Origin of the sequence: Paraburkholderia fynbosensis, from assembly GCF_902859935.1 — a bacterium.
GTDB lineage: Bacteria > Pseudomonadota > Gammaproteobacteria > Burkholderiales > Burkholderiaceae > Paraburkholderia > Paraburkholderia fynbosensis.
The window spans coordinates 115205-135876 of sequence record NZ_CADIKI010000016.1; the positions used below are offsets into that span (position 1 = coordinate 115205).

Consider the following 20672-nt stretch of genomic DNA (forward strand, 5'->3'; position numbering starts at 1 on the left):
GGTTCATGAGAATATATTGCCCAACGAAAACGATGCAGTCAAGGACGGCCTGCCGATCGTCGACAATCTGGGGGCATTCCGAATGTCTCGAAGTGACCGGACTCGGTTGCATCTGCGCGTTATGATTAAAGTGATTTAGCTCGTGGACGACGCAGATGGACGATGCCCAACAAGAGATCGAAGGATTGAAGAAAATCGTCGACACGGCCCGACAGGAGATCGAACTGGCGGTTATGTTCCATGAGACGTGGCGACCGGCGGCATATGACACCGGCCTTCATGCCCGTATCGGCACTTCCTATGCGGCACATGCCTTTCAGATCATTCGGTTGTCGCTGCGTCGTGAGTTATTACTGGCGCTGACGCGCGTATGGGATACCAACAAACAGGCTGTGAGGATGAGCCTGATAGCGGATCGTCTACGGGAAAGGAAATTCTTCGAAGCCTTAGTTCAGTACCGGGCGGGGCGCACAGGCCTTCGCTCCAGGTTCGCACCCGACACCATGAGGGAAGCACTCACGCCAAAACGGGATCAGATACTGGAATTGATCGGCAAATACAGCGTGAATGGCGCAGCCTTCGACGTTCTGGAGAAGCTAAAGATGTTACGTCACCAGCATCTGGCGCACCGACAATTGCCAAAGGCACCGGTGGCAGTAGCGGGACCGGATACCCCGGGGCAGCAAGACGAGGAAGGTGAGCCGCCTGTTTGGGCGACCGATGACGAGATTGAGACGTTCTATCAAGACAATCTCGAAATCATGCGCCTACTGTTGAGTTTGGTTCAAGGTCTGGCCTTCGACCTATCGGAAGCCACCGACGTCTACAAGCATCACGCGAAATACTTCTGGGCTTCTGCACGTGGTGAGCGCACCGAGGGGCATCCCGACTTTCATCCGCCGCCTTCAGGCTCGTGAGAAGAGGTGCAGCGGGATTCCGCGATTGCAGTTTGATTGCACGCTCCTAGCCGTCATCGCAATGCCGAAATTGTCAACGATTCCCGTAGGGACGTCGACCGTCCGTTGTTGGCCGATAGCGCCAGTTCGATGAACGTTCTATAGAGCGGCCGCTGAAATTTTTAACGACCGCATAGCGGCGGTTGCCGTGAATGCGTACTCTCGGCCAGGAACGGTCCTTCGCACTTTGTCGGCGAACGAGAAGCCTCCATCACGTTGCGTCGAAGGACCGTCTGATGAGAGAGGAGCCCATTGCGAAAAGCATTGACAGACCCACTCCGGCACTATATCGTGAACCTCGAAATATTCAAGAAGCTCGATTGCTGATCACCATTTTCCGCCTCTTCTGCGCGGTACTCGCTGTCCTCTCTTCTTCCTTGAAGTTTTTGTCGCTCCGCACCGGAGCTGTTATTTTTATTTCAGGGAATCTCATGGATACCGGTACTGTCAAGTGGTTCAACGATAGCAAAGGCTTTGGCTTCATTACTCCTGACGCTGGCGGCGACGATCTGTTCGCGCACTTCTCGGAAGTTCGGGGCGACGGATTCAAGACGCTCGCAGAAAACCAGAAGGTCAGCTACGAGACAAAGCGCGGTCCGAAGGGTATGCAGGCCGCGAATATCTCGCCGCAGTAAGTATTTCAAGGGCCGGTCTACCGGCCCTTTGCTTGTTAGCTTGACTAGCATCCTCGCCGGAGCCATGCGCTCCCGATCTGATCGTCGCGTTTCGACGCGCGCATCATTTGTCTTTTCGACACGATCCGTCTCGCCCCATTTTTTAATATTTCGCCTGTACGACATGATGTCGTGCGGTCGGTTATCGCTTATGCAAAATAATAAACCTGTTCACCAGTACAACGGTTATTCAATCTCCCCATCCGCTCACCGGTTACCTGACGGCTGGTTTGCTGCAAATCTGCTGCTCACAAGAAGTGACGCCCGCAGTGCTGCGCCAGTCGCCTACAAGTTTGATGCGCTCAACTATTTCGATAGCGAAACACAGGCTGTGGGGCACGCGACAGCATGGGCGCGCGGCTGGGTCGACAGTCGCGGTTAAGTTGGCATGGCCTGCAGCGCACGAGCGGCCATGCGTGGCGCTCCCCGGTGAGATGAAAATCTGTCCCGTCATGATGCAAGCACCCCTGTCGCCGGCCTTCGACCGCCGGATCTCATGGCCGCCAAGAGGCTGCCTGCCGGTCAGATGTTGGTGTCGCCGGGGCCATGTGTCCACATCAACCAGGTTGGCGCGAAACGTCGTACTGAAGAAAGCGCCAAGATGTCGGGGTCACGCCTGGTCTCCCTGAAACGCCACTCATATCGGTCGCCAGGTCGGATCGCTTGATCCGCGCAGCGGTATTCCCGTCATTCCCATTGCAAGGAGCAGAGATGGCGTTTTTGGTCATGCAGGTCGCAATAAGCGGGGAACTGGTCGAGGTGTTCGAGATGCCGGTTGATGATGTCGACGGACACCGGATGCTCGCTTATGCAAATGAGGACGAGCGGGTGATTCTTCGCGCCGGCCAGATCCTCGAAGATGGTGAGGTCTGGATCGATCTCATCGACACGGACGGCGAGACGCTGTTTGATCAGGTGGCATGTTTTCACCGGGCAGATGCCGCCGACGCGCTGCAGGTTCATTTCGACATGAATCCCGAGGTCGTTAAAGACTGTCTTTCAAAGTCAAATGTTGCCTCGCTGTATGCAAGGCACCGCGTAGCTGCTCAAGCATACTTCCGCAAGGTTGATCGCCTTGTCGACTGCTCCAGTGTGAGTTCCAGACAAAGCAACCGCCGGCGGGTGGGTGACGCCAGCGTCATGGATCTCGTGGTGGAGCTTCGCAGGCGGCTGGACGGTGCGGACACCCTGCTCGCGCTGAGCGAACTGCCCACGCGCGTACAGGCCGCGGCCGGGCAGTTGAAGGAAGCTGCGAAGTCCTACGCGACTGCTGTTCAGCATCTGTGAAGCGTTACCTAGGCGCAGCTGGAGACGATATTTCACCGAAATGCGAAGCGGCGAGTCTCAAATGACACGTGCTTTCCCTGTACTTCGGCGCCAGCTGGCTTCAGGCAAGCCTTGACGGCGTCTTTTCTCACGGTCGCCGCGGATGGTTTCCTGGCCCAGTTTCATGTCGCCCCTTTCACCCCCGCACCTCGCCGGCCTCTGATGGATGAGAAGCGACAGCAAGATACCTTATAGGAACGCCTTATGGACGAACGGAAACGGGACAGCATGATTGCGTATCTCCGCCACCGCATGGATGACTTCGGCATCAGCCCGGATGACCTCGCTACCTTCCTGGCGACTGAGCCTGCGGGATCGGACACGGGTCGCTATCGTAGCGCGGGTGGTGATACCTGGAGCGGTGAAGGCGAGGTGCCGCAATGGCTTAGACAGGCTATTAGCGCGGGACAATCAATCGGGCACTTTGAGCTTCCGTGCGGAGCGCTCGCCCAGCCGGCAACGCGGACCGGTGCGGACTGGAAAAACGACCCCTTCGCCGGAAGCCCACTCGCGCGGTCGAGCCACCGCTAGGCAATAGTGTGCGCCTTCTGGTTCGGCCCCGGTAGTCGCTGATCGCTGATGGACACTCGCCGTCTCATCCGCCAGCACCTTTGACCGTCGAAACAAAATGGCGCCTCACGACCGGAATTCGCACGCCCTCTACGGTCACCCGTGGGTGCCGCCCCTTCACTCGTTCTGCTCATCAAGATTTTTGCTCGAGGAATTGGACCCTTCCGTATCCGGTTTGGAAGTTTGATTCTTGCCCGACTCGGTGGTTGAAACGTCAAGCTCATCAAGGGTCCTGTCGATTTTTTCGTTGTCGCCTTCATCGAGTGCTCGCTGCGCGGCCTGCTCCGAGGTGAGTTCATCCGCCCGACCCGCATCGCCTGATTGCCGTCTATTTCCGGAATCGTCATGTTCATCCATGGTTATTTGCGTCATAGCACCTCCGTTTATAAATAAGGGGCCGGTAATGCCCGACCGTGGATATGGAGCGCGCAACGTGCGTTCCTGCTACGAGCCGATGTCTGCCAGTTTCGGCCGCAGTTATTCATCCAGCCGAGGTGCCTGTTGACATAACGCCTGATGTGTCGCACGGCGACACGCCAAGCCACCAGGGGTCGCGGATGGATCGACAACCGGCTCCTCCGATCTGACAGAAAAGTCCTTCGTAAGCATGGACGGGAGCGAACGGGAATCAGCGGCCTCTCGATACGTCCAACCGGGTGCCGTGGGCGGAACGGCTGCTTTCGAGCGCGGGGCGGCATTCGCAGACGTTAACTGAGGGGCGCGAACGGGTCGACAAGACTCATCGCCAATAACGAATGCTGACATTCGCTGGTACCGGGTCGCGAATGTCGGCTAAGCGATCTCGACCTGCCGCACGTTCTTCGGCGGCCACCGTCCGCAATGGCCGAATTGCGTGCGTTGCTCCTCCGTCTGCTTCCAGAGTGGAGCGGCCCACCCCACACCGCAAGTTGAGGTTGGTAAACACTAGTGGCGGCCTCCCGGATGCTTCGGGATTCCGCAAGAGCAGTCCAGTTGGCTTGTTCAGCTAGCTCTATCCGAGTGTCATCGACATGGCGCTCCTTCCGTCGAAAAGGTGCCACGTGCGGCCGCAACAGGGACATCGGCTCAACGCTCGTTCTTTGGTGGCTGCTCCCTCGATTACTTCTCGTGGTCGCAGACTCGCGTCCACTCTTCAGCCGGCACGCTGGTGTGCAATCCCAGCTGCTGCGCGGTTTCGACTGGAACGCGCAGTACTACGGTGCCTGGCGCGTGTTCCATGTTGCCGAGCGTGGTGAAATCGATAGCAACGCCCTCAAGCTGAAGATATACGACGCCCGCTTCAAATACCTCCTCATAAAGATGCCACGAGGGTTTGCCGCCTTCGGAATTGCGGTATGCAAGGGTCACCTTGGTGCTCATGGGTTCTCCTTCGGACGGTCTCGGTCATCCCATTGCGCTCGCATGCTTTCCTGGTATTCAGGGCCGTCACCAGGCCAGACCGACCCAGTCGGGTTGTCGTATCGGCGGACTGAACCTCGCAGCTGCTCGAGGCGCGTTGGGCCTTCCTGTCTGGTGTTCCACTCGGGCCAGAATGCTGCATCAAGCGCTTGAGAAGGGCTGTAGGGGCACGCTTCTGGAAATATGCGATCAGAGAGCCCCGTCGCGCCGCTTGCCCGCTCCCGGGCTTCCTGCCACGCGTCCGCGAAAGTCTCGGACAAGGTCGCGCGAAGGCTCGGCGCATCATCAAGGATGCGCGGGATCATGTCGCGCTCGTCGGTAATTGCAACGTACCACGCCGGTAGGCGCACGCCGTCCAGAAAGTGCCACTGGACAAGGTTTTGCAGCAGCCGCGCGAGGCGATCAACCACCTCACGCCGCAGTGCGCGCGCGAGACTCTCCAGTTCTTCCGCGATGTTCTCGCGATCCAGTTCAGTGAGCATGCCGGCGCGTAGCTTGAGCGCCTGTTCCTCGGCCCATAATGCAAAGTCGGTGTTGTAGCCGGTCATTGCAGTGTCCCGGACCGATTCGCTCATGTTATCGACCGACACTGGCCGAACTGGCGTTCGGATGATTCCACGTAACTGGGTGATAGAGCGTTCCAGATGCGCGGCATTGGCCGGAGACCGCAGCAGATGCGCCGTCCCTATCGCGTCCTCGTAATGCTCAATGAGGATGCTCAGGATCTCCAGCCTGTTGCCTTCCGGCGTGCCGGATTCCGGCTCCTGGTCGACGAGCGCCGACACTTCTGCCAGCGCCGCCCGATAGTCATCGTCAGTGTGAAGTGGCCGGATGTCCATTTTGTCCCTCGAGGCGTGGGATGCACCGGGTGCAGCGGCCCCGCCGCATTTCCGCAAACGCGCTGGGGATCGTGGAGCCAGAGTTGGCAAGCCTTCCCAGTGGACTACCCATGCAGTGCTCCTGCCGCGTGATCCCCCGCAGCCTCCAGCACTGCCGAGGGGGCCGACGCCAGAACTTCGCGAGGACGCTTGCCTCGCAACATGCTGTTCGTCGACTCGACCATGAGGCATTCCGGAAAGGCCTGTAGCCTTCAAACACCTTCAGGATCGCCTTCACTTCGGGGATCGGGTTTCCTTGAGCGTCGAAAACGTAGCCGGGATAGAAGGTCTCACCAGCCCACTGAATGGCAAACACCTTGCCCTCTGCCTGCCACCGGTCCGCCGTGTCCCGGGCGAATTCCGAACCGCGCCGCTCACCGACCGTCTGAGCCGTCAGCCAGTGCGCGCCGTCAGGCACCGCTCCGGCTGCCTTTTCCTCCATCCCGGCCCGCAAGGAAGTGGCCGCCGTTCTATCGCGACCGTCCGGTTGTGTTTTCTCCATCACACGCTCCGGGATGAATCCATGGCTCAATACACATGGACGATCCACGCTGAGTCGGTCATTCACTGTCAAACGCGGGCCCCTGTCCGCCCGGTGGGTTCTGACAGGTCGCCCGCCAGCCTGGATCTCCATCTCATGCACAGGCAGCACGCGGCGGCGGCTCGGGCACCAGGCTGACAGCCAGTTCCAGCCTTGCGCGTGGCGGCCGCGGCGAAGGCGTGCAGGGCTTAAGTTCGCCGCTGTCGTTGGCGTACCAGTAGCACGATGCGTCGTGCGGCGCACCGACTTCCCGCCACAGCCCCGTGACCCGGCTCAGCCGCGCATTCTGCGTCCCGACGCGGTCAAGCACGTAGACCGCAATGGTACCTGGGTCGAATTCGCCGGCAGCCTCGTGCAGAGCCTGGGGGCCGGCGACCAGCCAGCCTTCCGGCGCGTCGGATACGTCGGGCACATCGGGTGCGTCGTCATCCGAGCGGATCACCCAGAAGCTCACCGTCCCGCAGGTCCAGGCGACATACTTCCATGCCTGATGTGACTCCGTCAGGGGCGCCCGGGTGGCATCGGCCCATTGTGTAATTGTCATCAGCATCAAAAAATTCCTTTCTACTACCGGCAGGTGGGCCGGGACCCCGCGTGCGGCAAACAGGCGACAACGACCCGAACGGTCGCGAACACTGCACGAATGGCTCCACGACATGGGTGCGACATGCGGGTCCGACTACGGGCGGCAATCATCAGTTCGCCCGGATTTCCAGCGGCGATCCACGTCACATGGACGTCAGACGCGCCGGCGACGTGGAGCCTGTGTCCTGGCATCAGCGTTGGCCGTTGAGGAAATCGAACCAGTCGTGCGCGAAAGCGCAGCCGTGATCCGGAATGCCCGAACCAGCCAAGGTCCCGTCAAAGAGCGTCCGGACCGGCTCGGGGATCTCATCCAGACGCACGTAACGGTAGCCTGCCTCGTTCGTGTGGACCGTCACCTCCGGCTTCACCGGTCTTGGTGGCAGTTCTTCGCGGCCCCGGTTCAGCGCCGTGGCAAGACCGCGTGCAACCAGGTCCCACACGCTGCCTGCCCGTCGCGGATAGCCCCGTACCAGCGCGCGTTCACCGACCTCACCGAGCGCCGCATCGTTCAGGGCCACCCGGTAATCCGGGAGGGCGCCGCCGCGCACCCGCGCAATATCCGCGGTCGCGATGACATGCTTTTCGCTTTCGCGTCCGCCGGGCAGCAACTCAACGGTGACCCGAAGCATCGATCTCTCCTTCTGTTGACCTTTTCACCCAGTGCAGCCGTCCTGCGGAAACGCATCCCGACGGCGCCGTGCGGGGCCATCGCCTGCGCCCTGTTGAACTGCGTGGCCGACTGCGCGGTGCGCGTTCCGGCCTCTGCCCTCGGGAGCCAGCGTCAGCGACAAGTCACGGCACTACTTCACTGGCCAGCACCACCGCCAATCGCGCATCCGTGGATGCGACGCAGCCGCGTCCCAGGTTCAGCGGGTACAGGCATACGCATTGGCCCGCGCATCATGCAGCGCATGGTGCTCGCCACCATAACGGGCAAAGTACGTTGCGCGCCGCTCCCGGTCGCGCCGGCCCGCGATGTTTTCCAGCCGCCAGCCGCGCGGCAGGGGACCGTCCAGCAGAAACCGGAACAGGTTCAGGTCCGTCTCGTAGTCGTAACAGAGCACCGGCGCCCCATCGCCCGGGATGTCCGCGAGCCAGGCGCGTAATGCCTCGCGCAGTGCTGCGAACGGCATTGCGCGCCCCTCGAACTGGCCGAGTTGCGGCAGCACCACGGTGCGGACAAAGTCGCTGCACAGTGTCCGGTCGAAGTCGGTGCGCTCGCCATAGAACTCGTTCCCGTTCTCGCCGACGACCGCGAGACTGATCAGCTGGCAGCGCTGGAAATCGGTGAACTCGGTGTCGATGAAGTAGCGGTTGTCCCAGCTGGGGGCATCCCCGGTCGGGGTGGGATACACCAGCGCGCCGTGATAGCGGGTATCGGTCATGGCCGCGTGCGCCTCCTCGCGTGACCGGGACGCGCCGGCCGATCGCCGTGGCCGGTCCATTCGACATTCAGCATCTGTTTGCTCCTGCTTGATTGAACCGGCCTGGACGGCCCGCACGGTGTGATCCGCGCCACTGACCATCGCCCCCGCGTTCCGGGTTCTTCATTGACTGTCCTCATCATCCTGGTCTGGCTCTCCGGCGTTGCTGTGAGCCCGCGCCGGCTCCGTACCCGGCGGACGCACGCGGCGCAGCGGACCGGCGAGCACGCTCACGTGCTCCGGAAACGGGATCGTCGCGGTTCTGGAGGCGCGGGTGGCGTCGTCGCAGGTCGCGAGCGCGAAGCGCCGCAGCCGCGCGCGCAACTGCCCGCAGGTTTCGTCGGGCGGCAGCGCCGGCCGTTTGCTGCGTCGACTCATGTCATTTCTCCGGATGCCCCCTCGAGCCGGCGAGTACACGCTGGCCGCGATAAGGCGGATTATCATCGCCAGCCTTCTTCCGGCCGGTGCATCGCGCCAAGCCGCGCCAGCAGTTCTGCCGGGACTGGTGGCGCGCTGATCGCCAGCACCGGACCAGTCCTTACCAGATGGTTCCGGCACACGGCCGGCCAGCCGCGGTCCGTCGTCAAGCGCAAGCCACGCGGCGGGCTGACGCCGGCACACGTCGCCCCCACGCGGCACGGACTGGAACCACCCCGGATCCATCCGGCCGTGGAAGGTCGCGCCCACCACCCGCTGACACAGTGCAGGCGGCAGGCGGCGCGCGACCTTGCGCGTGCTGCTGAACACGCGCACCCAGCTCGTCGACAGCACGATGCGCAGCGCGGGGGGCGGCGAGACAGCGCGCAAGCAGCGCCGCGTGTTGAAACAGCGCGTGGCCCGGCGGGCTCGCGACAGACGGCCCGGTGCCCGGACGGCGCCACACGTCCTCCGGGTGAAGCACCCTCCATCGAAATCGAGATACAGCACGAGGCCGCCACGCCGGCGCGGCAGGATGTCCGGCTCCTCAATGGCCCTGCCCGGCCCCACCTCGGGATGTGCATCCACTGCCAGCCCCGGTCAGCGACGGGCGGCGGCTGGCGCCTTCGCCCGCCATAGCCGCCTGCCGCGCGCAGGGCGCGTCGCCAGCGCGTACGGCACGGAGAACGTGCGTCCTGCCGACGTCGTGAACCGGGTCACCGTCACCAGTCGCTCGCCCCGGCTGTACTGTTCGGGCTCGGTTGCCCTCACCCGGATCTCGCTCAGCGGTTCGAGCGTCCACTGGTCGACCTCCCGGGCCAGCTTCGTGCTCAGCACGGCCGCGTCGCGCAGCACGACATCCCCGCCCGCGAACTGCTCAAGCGACGGCGCGCTTCCGGTCAGGTCCATCATCACAATCGTCGGCACGGCCCGCGAACCCCGCGGCGAGACCCGGAGGATCAGTACATCCCGCGGCATCAATTGCGAGATCACCCCCCACACCCCTGCGCCCTCAGGCTCAAACGGCACTGCCGACGAAGGCAAACGGTTCTTTTCACTAGTCACAAACATTCAACCACAACCTCAAACGCTTTCGCGATAAATCAACCACCTGATGCCGAAGTGCGATTTCTTCGGGAGCACCATCGCTTCGCGCACGTCCGCCGACATCAAAAAATTCATACATCCTTACTGGACAAGGACTTCGCCTACATACAAAACATCTAATTCCCAGTGTACTGGGAAGACAAATTATAGCGCCGATTGGACAGTGCTCCCATTTCACTGGGAGAGAAATTTGGAGTTGGCCGAAGTCTTTGGCGCCATTCTGCGCGAGCGCCGTATTCACGCCGAGCTAACGCAGGAACAGCTCGCCTTCGAGGCCAATATACGTCGCAACTATGTCAGCATGCTGGAACTCGGCCAGCACCAGCCAACGCTAACGATGCTGTTCGCACTGGCAACCGCTTTGAAATGCTCGCCCGCCGAGCTACTCGCCGAGGTAGAACGGAAGCTGAAAAAAGCTCGTCGGTCCAAGAAAAAAACACCGCCTGCTATCAAGACGCGCGTGAACGTTCCCGCCACTCAGAAGACCGCACCAAAGGTCGCCAGGAAGCCGACAAAAGCTTCCAGCAAACAGGTGCCTACCGGTTGATCAAATCGGCGTGCACGAGGAGAAAAGACCTGAGCTGCTGACGAAATTACGGACGCGTGATTCCATCATTGCCTCGCCTATAATCCGGAAGTCAAACATCAACGACCGCACGGAGCCCCCACTTTATGAGTCAAACCCGCGGACGATATGCGGGAGTTCGGGACGGCGCGCAACGTCAGCCCCGTCACGTGAAAAAATCTCCAGCCAACCGGCAGGGGCAACCGTACGCGAAAGCGCCGCCTCGAGACTCCGCACAAACCGCTTCGATTTTCAAAACACGTTCCTTCCAGTTCCTCGTCGATGCTGTGGGTGCTGAGAACATCGCGTTAGGACTTCAATCCAGCATGACGCGAGTGGCTGAACTGACAAAAGGTGAACGGTTCACGCCCGAGACCGCATTTCACATGGAAACCACGCTTGGGCTACCGCACGGCTTCTTTGACCAGTCCCATCCGGTTCTCTCGGTCGAAACCATAGCGCGCCTGAAGTCGCCGCTTGATTTCGCGAGCCTGGATGATGAGCGGGAAAGCGTGACTGAAGAATCCAACACGGTGCTTGCACCGTAAGCACCTCGCGACGGCCGTCCGCAACGCGGCGCCCGCGTGAGGCATGATCGGGAATCGGGTTACGTGTCAGCAGACGCCGATGGGCCAGACTGCCGAGGCAGCTTCGTGGCCACGTTCCAGGGCAACAGTTCGTCGATGCGGTTAATGGGATGGTCAGCGATATGGGTCAGGACGTATTCGAGGTAGGCGCGCGGGTTGATCCCGTTGAGCTTGCATGTGCCGATCAGACCGTACATCGCGGCTGCCCGCTCGCCTCCGCTGTCGGAGCCGGCGAACAGGAAGTTCTTGCGGCCCAGACTCACACAGCGCAGCGCGTTTTCGGCCAAGGCGTTGCTGATCTCAGCACGACCCTCTTCGCAGTACAGCGCGAGCGCGTCCCACTGGTTGAGCGAGTAACGGATCGCTTTGGCCAGTTCGGATTTCTTCGACAGCGTTGCGAGCTTGTCCGTCATCCACGTCCTGATGGTCGCGAGCAGCGGCACGCTTTTCTCCTGCCGCACGCACAGCCGTTCAGCAGCGGGTTTGCCACGGATGTCCGCCTCGATGCCGTAAAGTCCACCGATCAGTTCGAGCACCTCTCGGGTCGCCTCGGTAGGCGTTCGGGCATGCACGTCGTAGAGGTACCGTCTCGCGTGGTCCCAGCATGCAGCTTCACGGATCTTGCCGCCCTCGTACAGTTCGTTGAAGCCACTGTAGGCGTCGGCTTGCAGGATGCCCTCGAATCCAGCGAGATGGGTCTGGGGGTGGATGCCTTTGCGGTCGGGCGAGTAAGCAAACCACACCGCGGCCGGTTCGGTCGAGCCCGAACGGGTGTCATCGCGCACATACACCCACAGTCGCCCGGTCCTTGTCTTCTTCCTGCCCGGCTCGAGCACCGGGATCGGCGTGTCATCCGCGTGCAGCTTCGACTGTGCCACCGTGTAGCGGCGCAGTGCCTCGGTCAGCGGCACGCAAAGGGCCTCGCACTGGCCGACCCAGCGTCCCATGCTGGCCGGATCCAGCTTCACGCCGTCGCGCGCGGCAATCTGCGACTGCCGGTACAACGGCGCGTGGTCAGCGTACTTCGAGACGAGGATGTCGGCCAGCAGGCTCGGATGGGCAATGCTGCGCGTGATCGGCAGGCCGGGCATGGGCGGCTGCGAGAAGTGGTGGCCGCACGGACAGACCGTCTTGCGCCGGATCGTGCGGATCACCTTGAACATTGCCGCGACGCGGGCGAGCTGCTCGGACACGTCTTCTCCGAGCGGCTGCATGGCGCTGCCGCACTTCGGGCAGGTCGCGTCGGCGTCGAGTACGCGTTCTTCGCGTGGCAGATGCGGCGGCAGCGCTTCTTTTGGCGATGCGTTGCCCACAGGCGTGCTCGCGCTTGATTGGCGGGCGCGTCGCACATCAGCGACACCACGCTCACCGGTCAAGTCCTCGAGCGCGGTTTCGAGCCGCGCGACCTCCCGGTCCAACTGCTCGGACTTGCGGCCGAACTGCATGCGCTTGAACTTGTCGATCTGCGCCTTGAGCTGCTCGATCTCCAGATCGCGCTCGCAAGCTGGGCACGGGCCTCGACCAGCAAGGCCCGCAGAGTTTCAACATCGTCAGGAAATTCGGCGCCGTTCGACATGCGGCGCAGTTTACGAGTCTTCTGCTCGGTTTACAACATCGACAGTGCAGCGGTGCGACGCGGCTGCCGCCAATCGATGCCTTCGAGCAACATCGACAATTGCGCCGCCGTCAGATGGACCTTGCCGCCATCGGCCTGCGGCCAGACGAAGCGACCACGCTCAAGCCGCTTCGCAAGAAGCCAGAGCCCGTCCTCGGTCGCCCACATGACCTTCACCAGATCGCCGCGCCGGCCCCGGAAGATGAACACGTTGCCACCCAGCGGATTGTCCTCGAGCGCCGTCTGCACCTTTGCCGCCAGCCCCTGGAACCCGCAGCGCATGTCGGTGACGCCTGCCACCAGCCAGACGCGTGTACCCGTGGGTAGAGAGATCACGATCGCACGCTCCCCGGGACGACGCGTAGCGTGTCGGCGTCGACAACGCCGTCGACCTTGACTACCACGTCACCGAACCGGATCTCGATCGTCCCGGCTCGTGCAGTCCGGTTGCAGACGTCCCTTGCATCTGGGGGCATCGCCACGCGCTGCGGCGGCGTCTCATGAACCACCGCCACTGGAATCAGGCACGTCGTTTCGGCCTGCAATTGCTCGCGATAGCGACGCCGCCAGTGAACAGCATGTTTGCATTGATGCCATTGTCCCGCGCCAGCTTCGCGACCGACGCACCAGGCTCACATGCCGCGGCCGCAAGCCGGCGTCGAAACTCGCGATCATAATTCGGGCGGCCCTTGCGGCTACCCGGCTTGGCTTCCGACTCTGTCACAGTGATGTCCATCAAATCGAAAATGATGGGCACCACTTTGATGTCGGTTCTCGCCGTCGTCTACGACGGTCGTCGTGAGGTGCTTACCTTGCACCGGACGGCGGCCAACCATCATCTACTGAAGATAACCTGTCCAAGGAAACGGAAATGCCGAAGAAACCAACTGGCGGGTCCCCGGGGAACGTCAGAAGCAGTAGACGCGAAACGACCCTGCAGCTCGACGCCGCTGTACCGCACAAAGCTTCGCGATCGAAACAGAAAGCAGCGTCTGAAGCGATCCAGCAGCAACCGCTGGCGCTGGCGCTGGAAGACGAGGCCACGGTCGCAAAAGTTCGACGGGATAACCTCCACGTTCTCACGGGTCGCAACGGATCGAAAGCAAGGTTGGGTGTGGTGATGTCCATGAGCGGATCGAACATGGCCCATCGACTTTATGGCAAGAAGCGCATGGACAGTGTTGAAGCAAACCGTTTCACTGAGCGGCTTGGCCTGCCCGCTGGCTGGCTGGATACGCCGCGATCCGAAGCGGAGATTCCGGAATCGGTGTCGTGTTTGCTGACCCCTGCTTCGCGCGGTCGCGAGCCTGTTGAACGACAGGAGCCGCTCGCCACCGCATCCAGCGAAAGCCTGCGGGAAACGGCGGCAGATGCGAAGGTAGAGGTGCGCGGTCCACGCCCACGCCCGCGCACGAGTGTCGCGAGCGCTCTGGAAAGCGCCTCACCTGTTTCCGCAGATTCCGTAGAAGCGAATGGGATCAGTGTCAGCCGGCGAAATCATTCAGGCGATGCCTCCGACGAGCCAGCCGGTCGCCATGCCGCCAACGGCGATAGTGGGCTACCGTCCGTCCCAGCGGCAAAAAGTGAGCCGCCGCCAGTCGCCGCGACGTCGCACCAAGATCCGGTGACGCAACCCGCTTCCGCGACAAGCCTGGACAATCTTCACGGCATCGCGCCAATCGCCGAAGCATTGATCAAGACGCTGGCAGGTAAGGCACGGACGGGTCGACTGGACGAATTGAAGGCGCTGGAACTTTTGCAGCAGGCAGTTCTCTTGTAAGTCGAGAGTGCGTGCGCCGTGCTGCAAAGGCAACGGGGCTGTGCCGATCATGTCAGACACCTGGTAGTACAAGCAGGCGGACCGCCGATCTGGATGTCCGTTAATAAGACACTTTCTCCTTGATCCGGAGTCGTACAACCAGCCAGAAATCCACGCCGGACAACAGCGATCGGCAAAGCCGCATCTGGCTTGTACAACTGGACGAAGAACCATCATGCTCACATCAATCGTTCAGGAGATTCGTTACCGGCCCAACGCCGCAGCGAATCAACTTCAGCTCCTTGGTAATCTGAGCCGCTGGCTTGCGTCCAGGCGACTAGATGCAACGATGCTCACCGACCCGGTTCTCGGGGAGTTCCTCGACGCACGACGCGCACAAGGCTACACGTTGTGGCTCTCAACCAAGGCACTGGTGCCGATGATCACAGTGGGCAGAGACTGGGCATGAGAGCGCAGCACTTCCTCCAGGATGTATTGCGGAATCCACTGCCCGTGTTCTGAATAATGCGGATTGCGTTCCGGGCTGCAGTCCAGCGCGTTGTCGAATCTCGCCAGCATGTGACCCGCCAGCCGCGTGATGAAGAGCACGTGTGACGGGTAATCAAGCCCAAGTGGCGAGGCGGCGGCGAGCTTGTCCGCAATACCCCAGCGACGCAGATGTTCGCGGGTCCGGACATTGGTCGTTTTCGCGCGCGGGGCATAGCCAACCCTATCGTTGCGCTCGACCACCACGCACGGAATCTGGCGGCTTCCCAATTCGATAGCCAGTGCCAGGCCAGTCGGACCGGCACCGACGATCAAGACCTTCGTATGCGTTGCTGCGGTCATTGATCGTCTCCGTTACCGCACGCCACCCCATCGAGAAGCGCGCCCATCGAAACCGTCATCTCCATCATGTCGTTGTCTCCGCCGTCCACTGTGGTCCGCGCCATGCTGCGCGGAGAACACTTTGGGGCAAATTGACGACCGTGGGCAGATGTTGGGCCGGGCAGAGATATGCGTGCCACGCATATAGGACGTCTGCGATACAGAGCCGGCGACTGGCTTCGTGCGCCCTCCAATCCATGGGTCTCGTGAGGCTTGGGGCACAGCGCCACTTACGCAGCTGCTGGCAGTCTCGAGACTGTCCGCCGGAAGATCACTCCACAAGATCTGTAGCCATATCCGGTGGACACTCGTCCGACCACGTCAGATGCCGTGTGCCCTTTTATTATGAAAGCCGTCGAATGATCACGCAGCGTCGAGCTCGCCAGTCCGGACAAGTGCCAACTCGCAAGATGCTGCGAGGCTGCACCGATGCGGTGTACGCGGAAAAGCCATCGAAATCGTTTTTCGTCCCGGAGAACTAACGTGCACTACCGCGGCCTTCAGTGCAAATCAGTCGCGATGATCAGATCGCTCGGCAACAAGCACGCAGAAGGGGTATCCAAGTAGTTATTTTTGTTTACAAAGTCTCCGCGGCGTGTGCCTCTACTATGGGAGCGCCGTTTTTTCCACCCTTCCCGTTGTGACGTTGATTTTCGCGCCGTCGGCATCCGTGGCGGTTTCAGCCTTAAAATTACGCGTGATGCGGAACTTGCCGGTCGTAGCTCGGGTGCGATCGCATTTGTAAACCTGATCGCAAACGGCAGTGCAGGAATTTTTGCCGGTTCCCTCTAAAATGCTGCTCGGCCCCTTCGTTTTATGCTCGTCCAGGAAAGCCGTTGGGCCGCTGCCAAATCTGTTGATGTCGAGACACTTGCTCGAGGAGCAAGGCGGCGAATTGAGGAGTGCTATGGCCTCCGGAGGGCAGCTATTCGACACCGGCGTTAACGTCTCCTTCATGCAATGGCCGGTGTGGTCGGGTCCAGGGCCGACGTTCATGGTCGCCTTCGCGCTCAGGTAGGTCCTGAACTTCGCTTGGTCTGCCGTCGACTGATCTGCAAAATTGCGATGCGAGACGGTTCCGAGCGACACGCTGTTCGGACAAGGAGTTTGGGCTACCTGTGGCACATCCGCAGCAATCGGTTCGTCGAGCGCATCCAGCGGCTGCCTGCGTACAAGTCCAGCACTTCCTTGAAAGGGCGTTGGCCCTGCCCCTCCATCGATCCGATTGTTCTGCTGGAGCGTATGGACGAGTTCATGGGCCAACAGCTTCCCTGGGTGCGACTGGAATTGCCCTTCGCCGAAATAAATATCTTGTCCAATTGCAAACGCCTTGGCGTGCAGGTCCCGGTTCAACAGGGCAGCTGTCCTATCGGCGTGTATCCGCACGCGGGAAAAGTCGTGCCCCAACCGAGGATTGAAGAACCGCCGCAATGATGGCGTCAGAGGCTCGCCTTGACCACGAGTTGCATCAAGCAGGTTCAGAGCGTGTTGCGAAACGGCACGCCGCCCGCTGGCACGGGCACCTGCATCTACCGCTCGCCGCACAGTCGAACCGTCCACATCTTCGTAGCCCTCTTCATCCTCCTCTGCTCCGACCTGGTCGTCTGACTGCCGTCGCACCTGCTCGCTGTCGACGGCTGTGCTCTGTTCTTCGGCGCAAGTCGGGCATTTGCGAGCGATCTGCGCGGGGCCCACGCCAGTGAATAGCGCTGGATGAGGCATACGCATAACCAGTTCAGCGACGCGGTCGGCTTCTTGCTCCAGTGGATCATTAACCGCTCCAACAACGAGCTTCCGTTGAATGGTGCCCACTGTTGCGCCAGATACAACTGATCGAGACCCGCGTGGCAGATTAGTGCTTCCCAATGTGCTCGCCGGACTCGCAGGAGGTTTCATTTGTGCCTTGGCACACCGCTGTGCAAACATGATTCGGACCTCCCTGATTCAAATTGGTACCGCGGATGACGAACTCCAGCGTCACAGGCATATGCGTCGCCTGATTAGCGAGACCGTTTGTCACGTGTTCGAGCGGGTTATCAACCTCGCTGGCGCGACCTCATTCCTAGTTTGCACATCAACCGATTCGAACTTATGGCCAGTTTCTAATCTCCGTCTGGCCGGCCCGCGAGCTCGAAACCTGATTCGCGTCAAATTCACCGGCCAACTGATTCCGGGCATATTCCTGGTCGCCACCTGATGGACGCCTGATATGCATGGATTGCAAAAAACTGGATCCGCAAGGCGCTCTTCCATCCTTCCGGTAGAAATCCACAGCATAGTCATGCCAGCCGACGTAATCTGTTTTCCAATAATTGCCGGGTTCAACAATCCACGGCGGACCGCCGCTTACCTTGTTGTACGGGAATATCGCTGAATAGTTATACCAGCAAGAGTCTGTTCCACCACCCGGGTCGGTTTCGAAGACCTCGCAGCCAGAAAAATCTGTTGTCAGCGGCAGCAGCTGTTGCCTCCACATTCCTATCGTTGCGTAATCAGGATCGGTTCCCCAGCCAATCCACGACGTAAGCTCGCCAGTTGGTGTTTCCGTGTCGCAAACCGATTTTTTCTCCTTCTTGTCTTTATCCCTCGGTGCGCTCGAACTATCGCTCGATAGCGTGCCAGCGGCAGCACCCGCCGTTATGATCGCTGCTTGTGGTATCGACGATGCGGAACTGCTAATGCTGATAACCGCCTGACTCGCCTGTGAAGCCGGCGCAGTAACGGTTGCTGGCACTTCCTGCATGACCACTCGCAGAACTTGCACTCCACGGGCGCCCCCGCTTGCAGTCTCCACTGCAGCTGGTGCGGCTTCAATCGCGGTGATCTCCCCAGTAAGGACCGCGCCTTCCCCCGCTGTCGAGATCCCCGAAGCCGCCGCAAGACCGGCCGCGACTCTAATAATGACGGGCGCTCCCACTCGAGCTATTGCAGGAGCGGCGAGCGCGACGAGTTCTGGTACCACAATGACTGCTATCACCCCCACGGCGAGCGCGCCTACGACTACTCCGATAATAACAGCGTCCTCCGCAGTGATAAGCGGTGCTGTAGCCTGCGTGTTCGGAGTAGCACCGAGGAAATCGGTAACGTCCTTTTGTTGCTCAGGAGGCAGGGCTGCGAACGCCTCGCCCTGCGTCGGGGACCACCCTTTCTGTGTGATCGTCGTACGATCAGCAACCGCCGCAATGCCCACTTCAATCCTCGGGAGATCCACCCCGATCGCATCGTTAGTATGGTCCCTCAGCACCTGGAGCTCGCCCAATTTCTTGAGTTCATCGAGCGTGGCCAGAATATCGAACATCGCCAGGGAATTCAGAATGCGGTATGCCTCCGGAAAGTTACCGATTTCGATGCCGCCCGACGCCTCGGGATTACTGCTATTCAGTGCGTGAATGACCGCTTTGCTGGCAGGTCGCGTGGCGCGATCCTCGAGACTCGCCGTTGGAGCTGCACCCGCATCGTCCGGATCTGGCCGATCATCCGCTTGTCGAAGGACCTTTGGAAATGATGCGCGCTGCTGGATGGTGTGAGTCAGCTCATGCGCCAATAGGTGTCGGCCGGCTCTGCTGCCTGGATCATACTGGCCGGCCGCGAACACGATATCCGATCCGGTCGTGTAAGCGGAGGCGCCGATCGATTGCGCAGACTTGGCTGCTCGATCATTGGTGTGCACGCGAACGCGCGAAAAGTCGTGCCCAAACCGGGGCTCGAGATAGGCTCGGGCAGTTGCGTCTAAAGGCTGCCCCGACGACGCTAATACGTCCTGCACTGAGGCAAGAGCGTCGACAGCTCCACTCGCTGGCGCAGTTGATGGCCTCATTTGCAGTTTCTTCTTGTCATCTTCCTCGCAAGCGGCGCATTTTCGCATTGTCTGCACCGGCGATGAAGTGACTTGCTCATGCCAATCCGGCATCCGTATCACTTCATCAGCGACGCGGTCAGCTTCGCGTTCTAAAGGGTCGTCGACTGATCCGATCAGAAGCTTCGGTTGCATCGCCGCCTGATGGCCGTCCCCCGAGGATAGTTGCGCTCGGCGTGTTGGTCCAAGAGTGGAGAGCACGATCTTCGCAAAAGAACCTGAGGTGCCGCTGGATGCGCTCACGGGCGGCGCATTCGGTCCGTCCCTTTCTTGCTCGTGGTCGCTGATGGGAGTGCTTGCCTCCGATCCAGTCCCTCGCTGAAACAGCCAGAGGGGTGTTCGGATATCGATCACGCGTTGAAGAGAGCCTGCCTGTTCCACTGGACGATAGCCAAGTCGATGCTTCGCAAGCGCAGGTCGCGAAGTGGCGGTTCCGGCTGTCGGATTTTGCGTGGACTTGGTCTGCGGCCTGGCGATCTTCGAAGCAAACATCATTGCTGCCTCCGAAACACATCGCGACTCGCTCGGTCATCGCGAATCTATCGAACGGAACCTGATGACGATTCTACTCTCCGCTGAATGTACCTTATGCCGCCCCCACCTTCGCGATCTCCCGACACCGCCCAAGATACCCAGGAAAGTCCCGCCGCACACGCGCTTCGATGCGCGCACCCACTGCTGGGTGCCGCTTCGCGCCGCTCTGCAAATGCGTATAGCCTGCTTGCGCGGCTCGCGCTTGATCGCAGGCATCGTCCCAGGAAGCGAAGACGTAGCCCGGCCGCACGTGGTGGAACGGCGAGTCGGGCCTGTGCCGGTGATATTCGATGCACGCTGCCAACACGTATTGCTCGACCATCATGTTGTGGACCCAGGTGTTGGCTTGCCTGAGCCATCCCTGCTCGTTCTCGGGGCGCAACGCCGCCGACCTGGCAAGGTTCGCGTAATAACTCAGAAACTGCACGTCCGTGCCGCCGCAGACACCGCAATTCTCCGAGCGTTGGTACGAACTGCGCGCGTGTGTCCAGAGCCATTCTTCGGGAAGAATGCCGCCAGTCTCCCGCATAGCAGCTTCGACGGCGTCGAGCTGATAGCAACCGTCGTTCTCGGAAAAATACTCCGGATGCTGGGCAATCACCGGTTCTTCCTCAAGCCAGCGCGGCAGCCGTTTCCACATGAATACATCCGTGTCGATATGCACGAATGGTTCGCTTTGCAGCGCATAGGCGACGAGCTTACCAACCGCCCACCACCGCGTATCGATGTCGGCGAGCCCTTCCAGCGCGGTCGATACGCTCGCGAACGGCAAGCCGAGTTGCTCGACGAGCAGCTTTTTCCCAGCGATATCGGTGACGAGCAGCGTGTCGGGGTAGTGCCTGCGCGCGACATTGACCGAGATCACCCATGCGAGCAGGTGGTGATATTCGCTGAGCCATGCGCCCTTGTAGAAGTTATCGAACGGACGGCTCCAGAAGGACCAGACAGCGCGCATGATTGAATCCTTGATGTCGAACTTGTCGAGCGGACTT

21 protein-coding genes and 2 pseudogenes are annotated in these 20672 nt (G+C 60.8%); 8 read left to right on the forward strand and 15 right to left on the reverse strand.

Annotated elements, in window-relative coordinates; genetic code table 11:
* The first annotated feature begins 155 nt into the window (after positions 1-155).
* From HV770_RS24830 to HV770_RS24850, 5 genes are all read left to right on the forward strand, one after another.
* The gene (locus tag HV770_RS24830; protein ID WP_175163931.1) at positions 156-917 is read left to right on the forward strand and encodes an AbiU2 domain-containing protein; all 762 of its coding nucleotides are present in this window, start codon (positions 156-158) and stop codon (positions 915-917) included.
* A gap of 470 nt (positions 918-1387) precedes the next feature.
* The gene (locus HV770_RS24835) at positions 1388-1591 is read left to right on the forward strand and encodes a cold-shock protein (protein WP_025527573.1); all 204 of its coding nucleotides are present in this window, start codon (positions 1388-1390) and stop codon (positions 1589-1591) included.
* A gap of 190 nt (positions 1592-1781) precedes the next feature.
* On the forward strand, positions 1782-2012 hold the full coding sequence (locus HV770_RS38850) for a hypothetical protein (protein WP_175163933.1): 231 nt from the start codon (positions 1782-1784) through the stop codon (positions 2010-2012).
* A 329-nt stretch (positions 2013-2341) separates the two neighbouring features.
* Positions 2342-2917 (forward strand): hypothetical protein, encoded by a 576-nt coding sequence (locus HV770_RS24845; protein ID WP_175163935.1) that lies wholly within the window; start codon positions 2342-2344, stop codon positions 2915-2917.
* A 243-nt stretch (positions 2918-3160) separates the two neighbouring features.
* Complete coding sequence (locus HV770_RS24850; protein WP_175163943.1) at positions 3161-3487, forward strand: H-NS histone family protein; 327 nt, start codon at positions 3161-3163, stop codon at positions 3485-3487.
* A gap of 156 nt (positions 3488-3643) precedes the next feature.
* On the opposite strand, the gene HV770_RS24855 is transcribed toward HV770_RS24850, so the two are convergent.
* The 8 genes from HV770_RS24855 to HV770_RS24900 all read right to left on the reverse strand — a co-directional run bounded on the left by HV770_RS24855 (position 3644) and on the right by HV770_RS24900 (position 9840).
* Complete coding sequence (locus HV770_RS24855; RefSeq protein WP_175163945.1) at positions 3644-3898, reverse strand: hypothetical protein; 255 nt, start codon at positions 3896-3898, stop codon at positions 3644-3646.
* A gap of 726 nt (positions 3899-4624) precedes the next feature.
* On the reverse strand, positions 4625-4885 hold the full coding sequence (locus tag HV770_RS24860; protein WP_175163947.1) for a hypothetical protein: 261 nt from the start codon (positions 4883-4885) through the stop codon (positions 4625-4627).
* The gene (locus HV770_RS38855) at positions 4882-5763 is read right to left on the reverse strand and encodes a DUF29 family protein (protein ID WP_217468641.1); all 882 of its coding nucleotides are present in this window, start codon (positions 5761-5763) and stop codon (positions 4882-4884) included. Before HV770_RS38855 ends, HV770_RS24860 begins: the two co-directional genes overlap by 4 nt.
* Before the next feature lie 674 nt (positions 5764-6437).
* On the reverse strand, positions 6438-6893 hold the full coding sequence (locus HV770_RS24880; protein ID WP_175163949.1) for a hypothetical protein: 456 nt from the start codon (positions 6891-6893) through the stop codon (positions 6438-6440).
* Between the two features lie 226 nt (positions 6894-7119).
* Entirely contained in the window at positions 7120-7557 is a 438-nt protein-coding gene (locus tag HV770_RS24885) for a hypothetical protein (protein WP_175163951.1), read from the reverse strand.
* 237 nt (positions 7558-7794) lie between these two features.
* Positions 7795-8313, reverse strand: coding sequence for a 3'-5' exonuclease family protein (locus tag HV770_RS24890; protein WP_175163959.1), 519 nt, complete (start codon positions 8311-8313; stop codon positions 7795-7797).
* 162 nt (positions 8314-8475) lie between these two features.
* Positions 8476-9357 carry an HAD domain-containing protein gene (locus HV770_RS24895; protein ID WP_175163961.1) on the reverse strand — a complete coding sequence of 294 codons (882 nt, stop codon included), beginning with the start codon at positions 9355-9357 and terminating at the stop codon, positions 8476-8478.
* A gap of 12 nt (positions 9358-9369) precedes the next feature.
* Positions 9370-9840, reverse strand: coding sequence for a hypothetical protein (locus HV770_RS24900; protein WP_246291144.1), 471 nt, complete (start codon positions 9838-9840; stop codon positions 9370-9372).
* Positions 9841-10066: 226 nt separating this feature from the next.
* On the opposite strand from HV770_RS24900, the gene HV770_RS38235 reads away from it, so the two are divergent.
* Together HV770_RS38235 and HV770_RS24910 are read left to right on the forward strand one after the other, a co-directional pair.
* Positions 10067-10423, forward strand: coding sequence for a helix-turn-helix domain-containing protein (locus HV770_RS38235; protein WP_246291146.1), 357 nt, complete (start codon positions 10067-10069; stop codon positions 10421-10423).
* Between the two features lie 125 nt (positions 10424-10548).
* Positions 10549-10941: pseudogene (locus HV770_RS24910) on the forward strand (hypothetical protein); the annotation flags it as partial.
* A 107-nt stretch (positions 10942-11048) separates the two neighbouring features.
* Here HV770_RS24910 and tnpC read toward each other — a convergent pair.
* From tnpC to HV770_RS39830, 3 genes and pseudogenes are all read right to left on the reverse strand, one after another.
* A pseudogene (gene tnpC, locus HV770_RS24915) lies at positions 11049-12604 on the reverse strand (IS66 family transposase).
* Positions 12605-12634: 30 nt separating this feature from the next.
* Positions 12635-12943: an IS66 family insertion sequence element accessory protein TnpB gene (tnpB, locus tag HV770_RS24920; RefSeq protein WP_343048332.1), complete on the reverse strand. Its 309-nt coding sequence runs from the start codon at positions 12941-12943 to the stop codon at positions 12635-12637.
* A gap of 220 nt (positions 12944-13163) precedes the next feature.
* Positions 13164-13403: a transposase gene (locus HV770_RS39830; RefSeq protein ID WP_425497475.1), complete on the reverse strand. Its 240-nt coding sequence runs from the start codon at positions 13401-13403 to the stop codon at positions 13164-13166.
* A gap of 111 nt (positions 13404-13514) precedes the next feature.
* Between HV770_RS39830 and HV770_RS24930 the strand changes: the two genes are divergently transcribed.
* Positions 13515-14423: a hypothetical protein gene (locus HV770_RS24930; protein ID WP_246291148.1), complete on the forward strand. Its 909-nt coding sequence runs from the start codon at positions 13515-13517 to the stop codon at positions 14421-14423.
* 381 nt (positions 14424-14804) lie between these two features.
* Here HV770_RS24930 and HV770_RS24935 read toward each other — a convergent pair whose 3' ends face one another.
* From HV770_RS24935 to HV770_RS24950, 4 genes are all read right to left on the reverse strand, one after another.
* Complete coding sequence (locus tag HV770_RS24935; protein ID WP_175163965.1) at positions 14805-15251, reverse strand: FAD-dependent monooxygenase; 447 nt, start codon at positions 15249-15251, stop codon at positions 14805-14807.
* A 645-nt stretch (positions 15252-15896) separates the two neighbouring features.
* Positions 15897-17102 carry an eCIS core domain-containing protein gene (locus HV770_RS24940; RefSeq protein WP_175163967.1) on the reverse strand — a complete coding sequence of 402 codons (1206 nt, stop codon included), beginning with the start codon at positions 17100-17102 and terminating at the stop codon, positions 15897-15899.
* 277 nt (positions 17103-17379) lie between these two features.
* Positions 17380-19641: an eCIS core domain-containing protein gene (locus HV770_RS24945; RefSeq protein ID WP_217468642.1), complete on the reverse strand. Its 2262-nt coding sequence runs from the start codon at positions 19639-19641 to the stop codon at positions 17380-17382.
* A gap of 91 nt (positions 19642-19732) precedes the next feature.
* Complete coding sequence (locus tag HV770_RS24950) at positions 19733-20635, reverse strand: DUF6734 family protein (RefSeq protein ID WP_175163969.1); 903 nt, start codon at positions 20633-20635, stop codon at positions 19733-19735.
* Positions 20636-20672 lie beyond the last annotated feature (37 nt).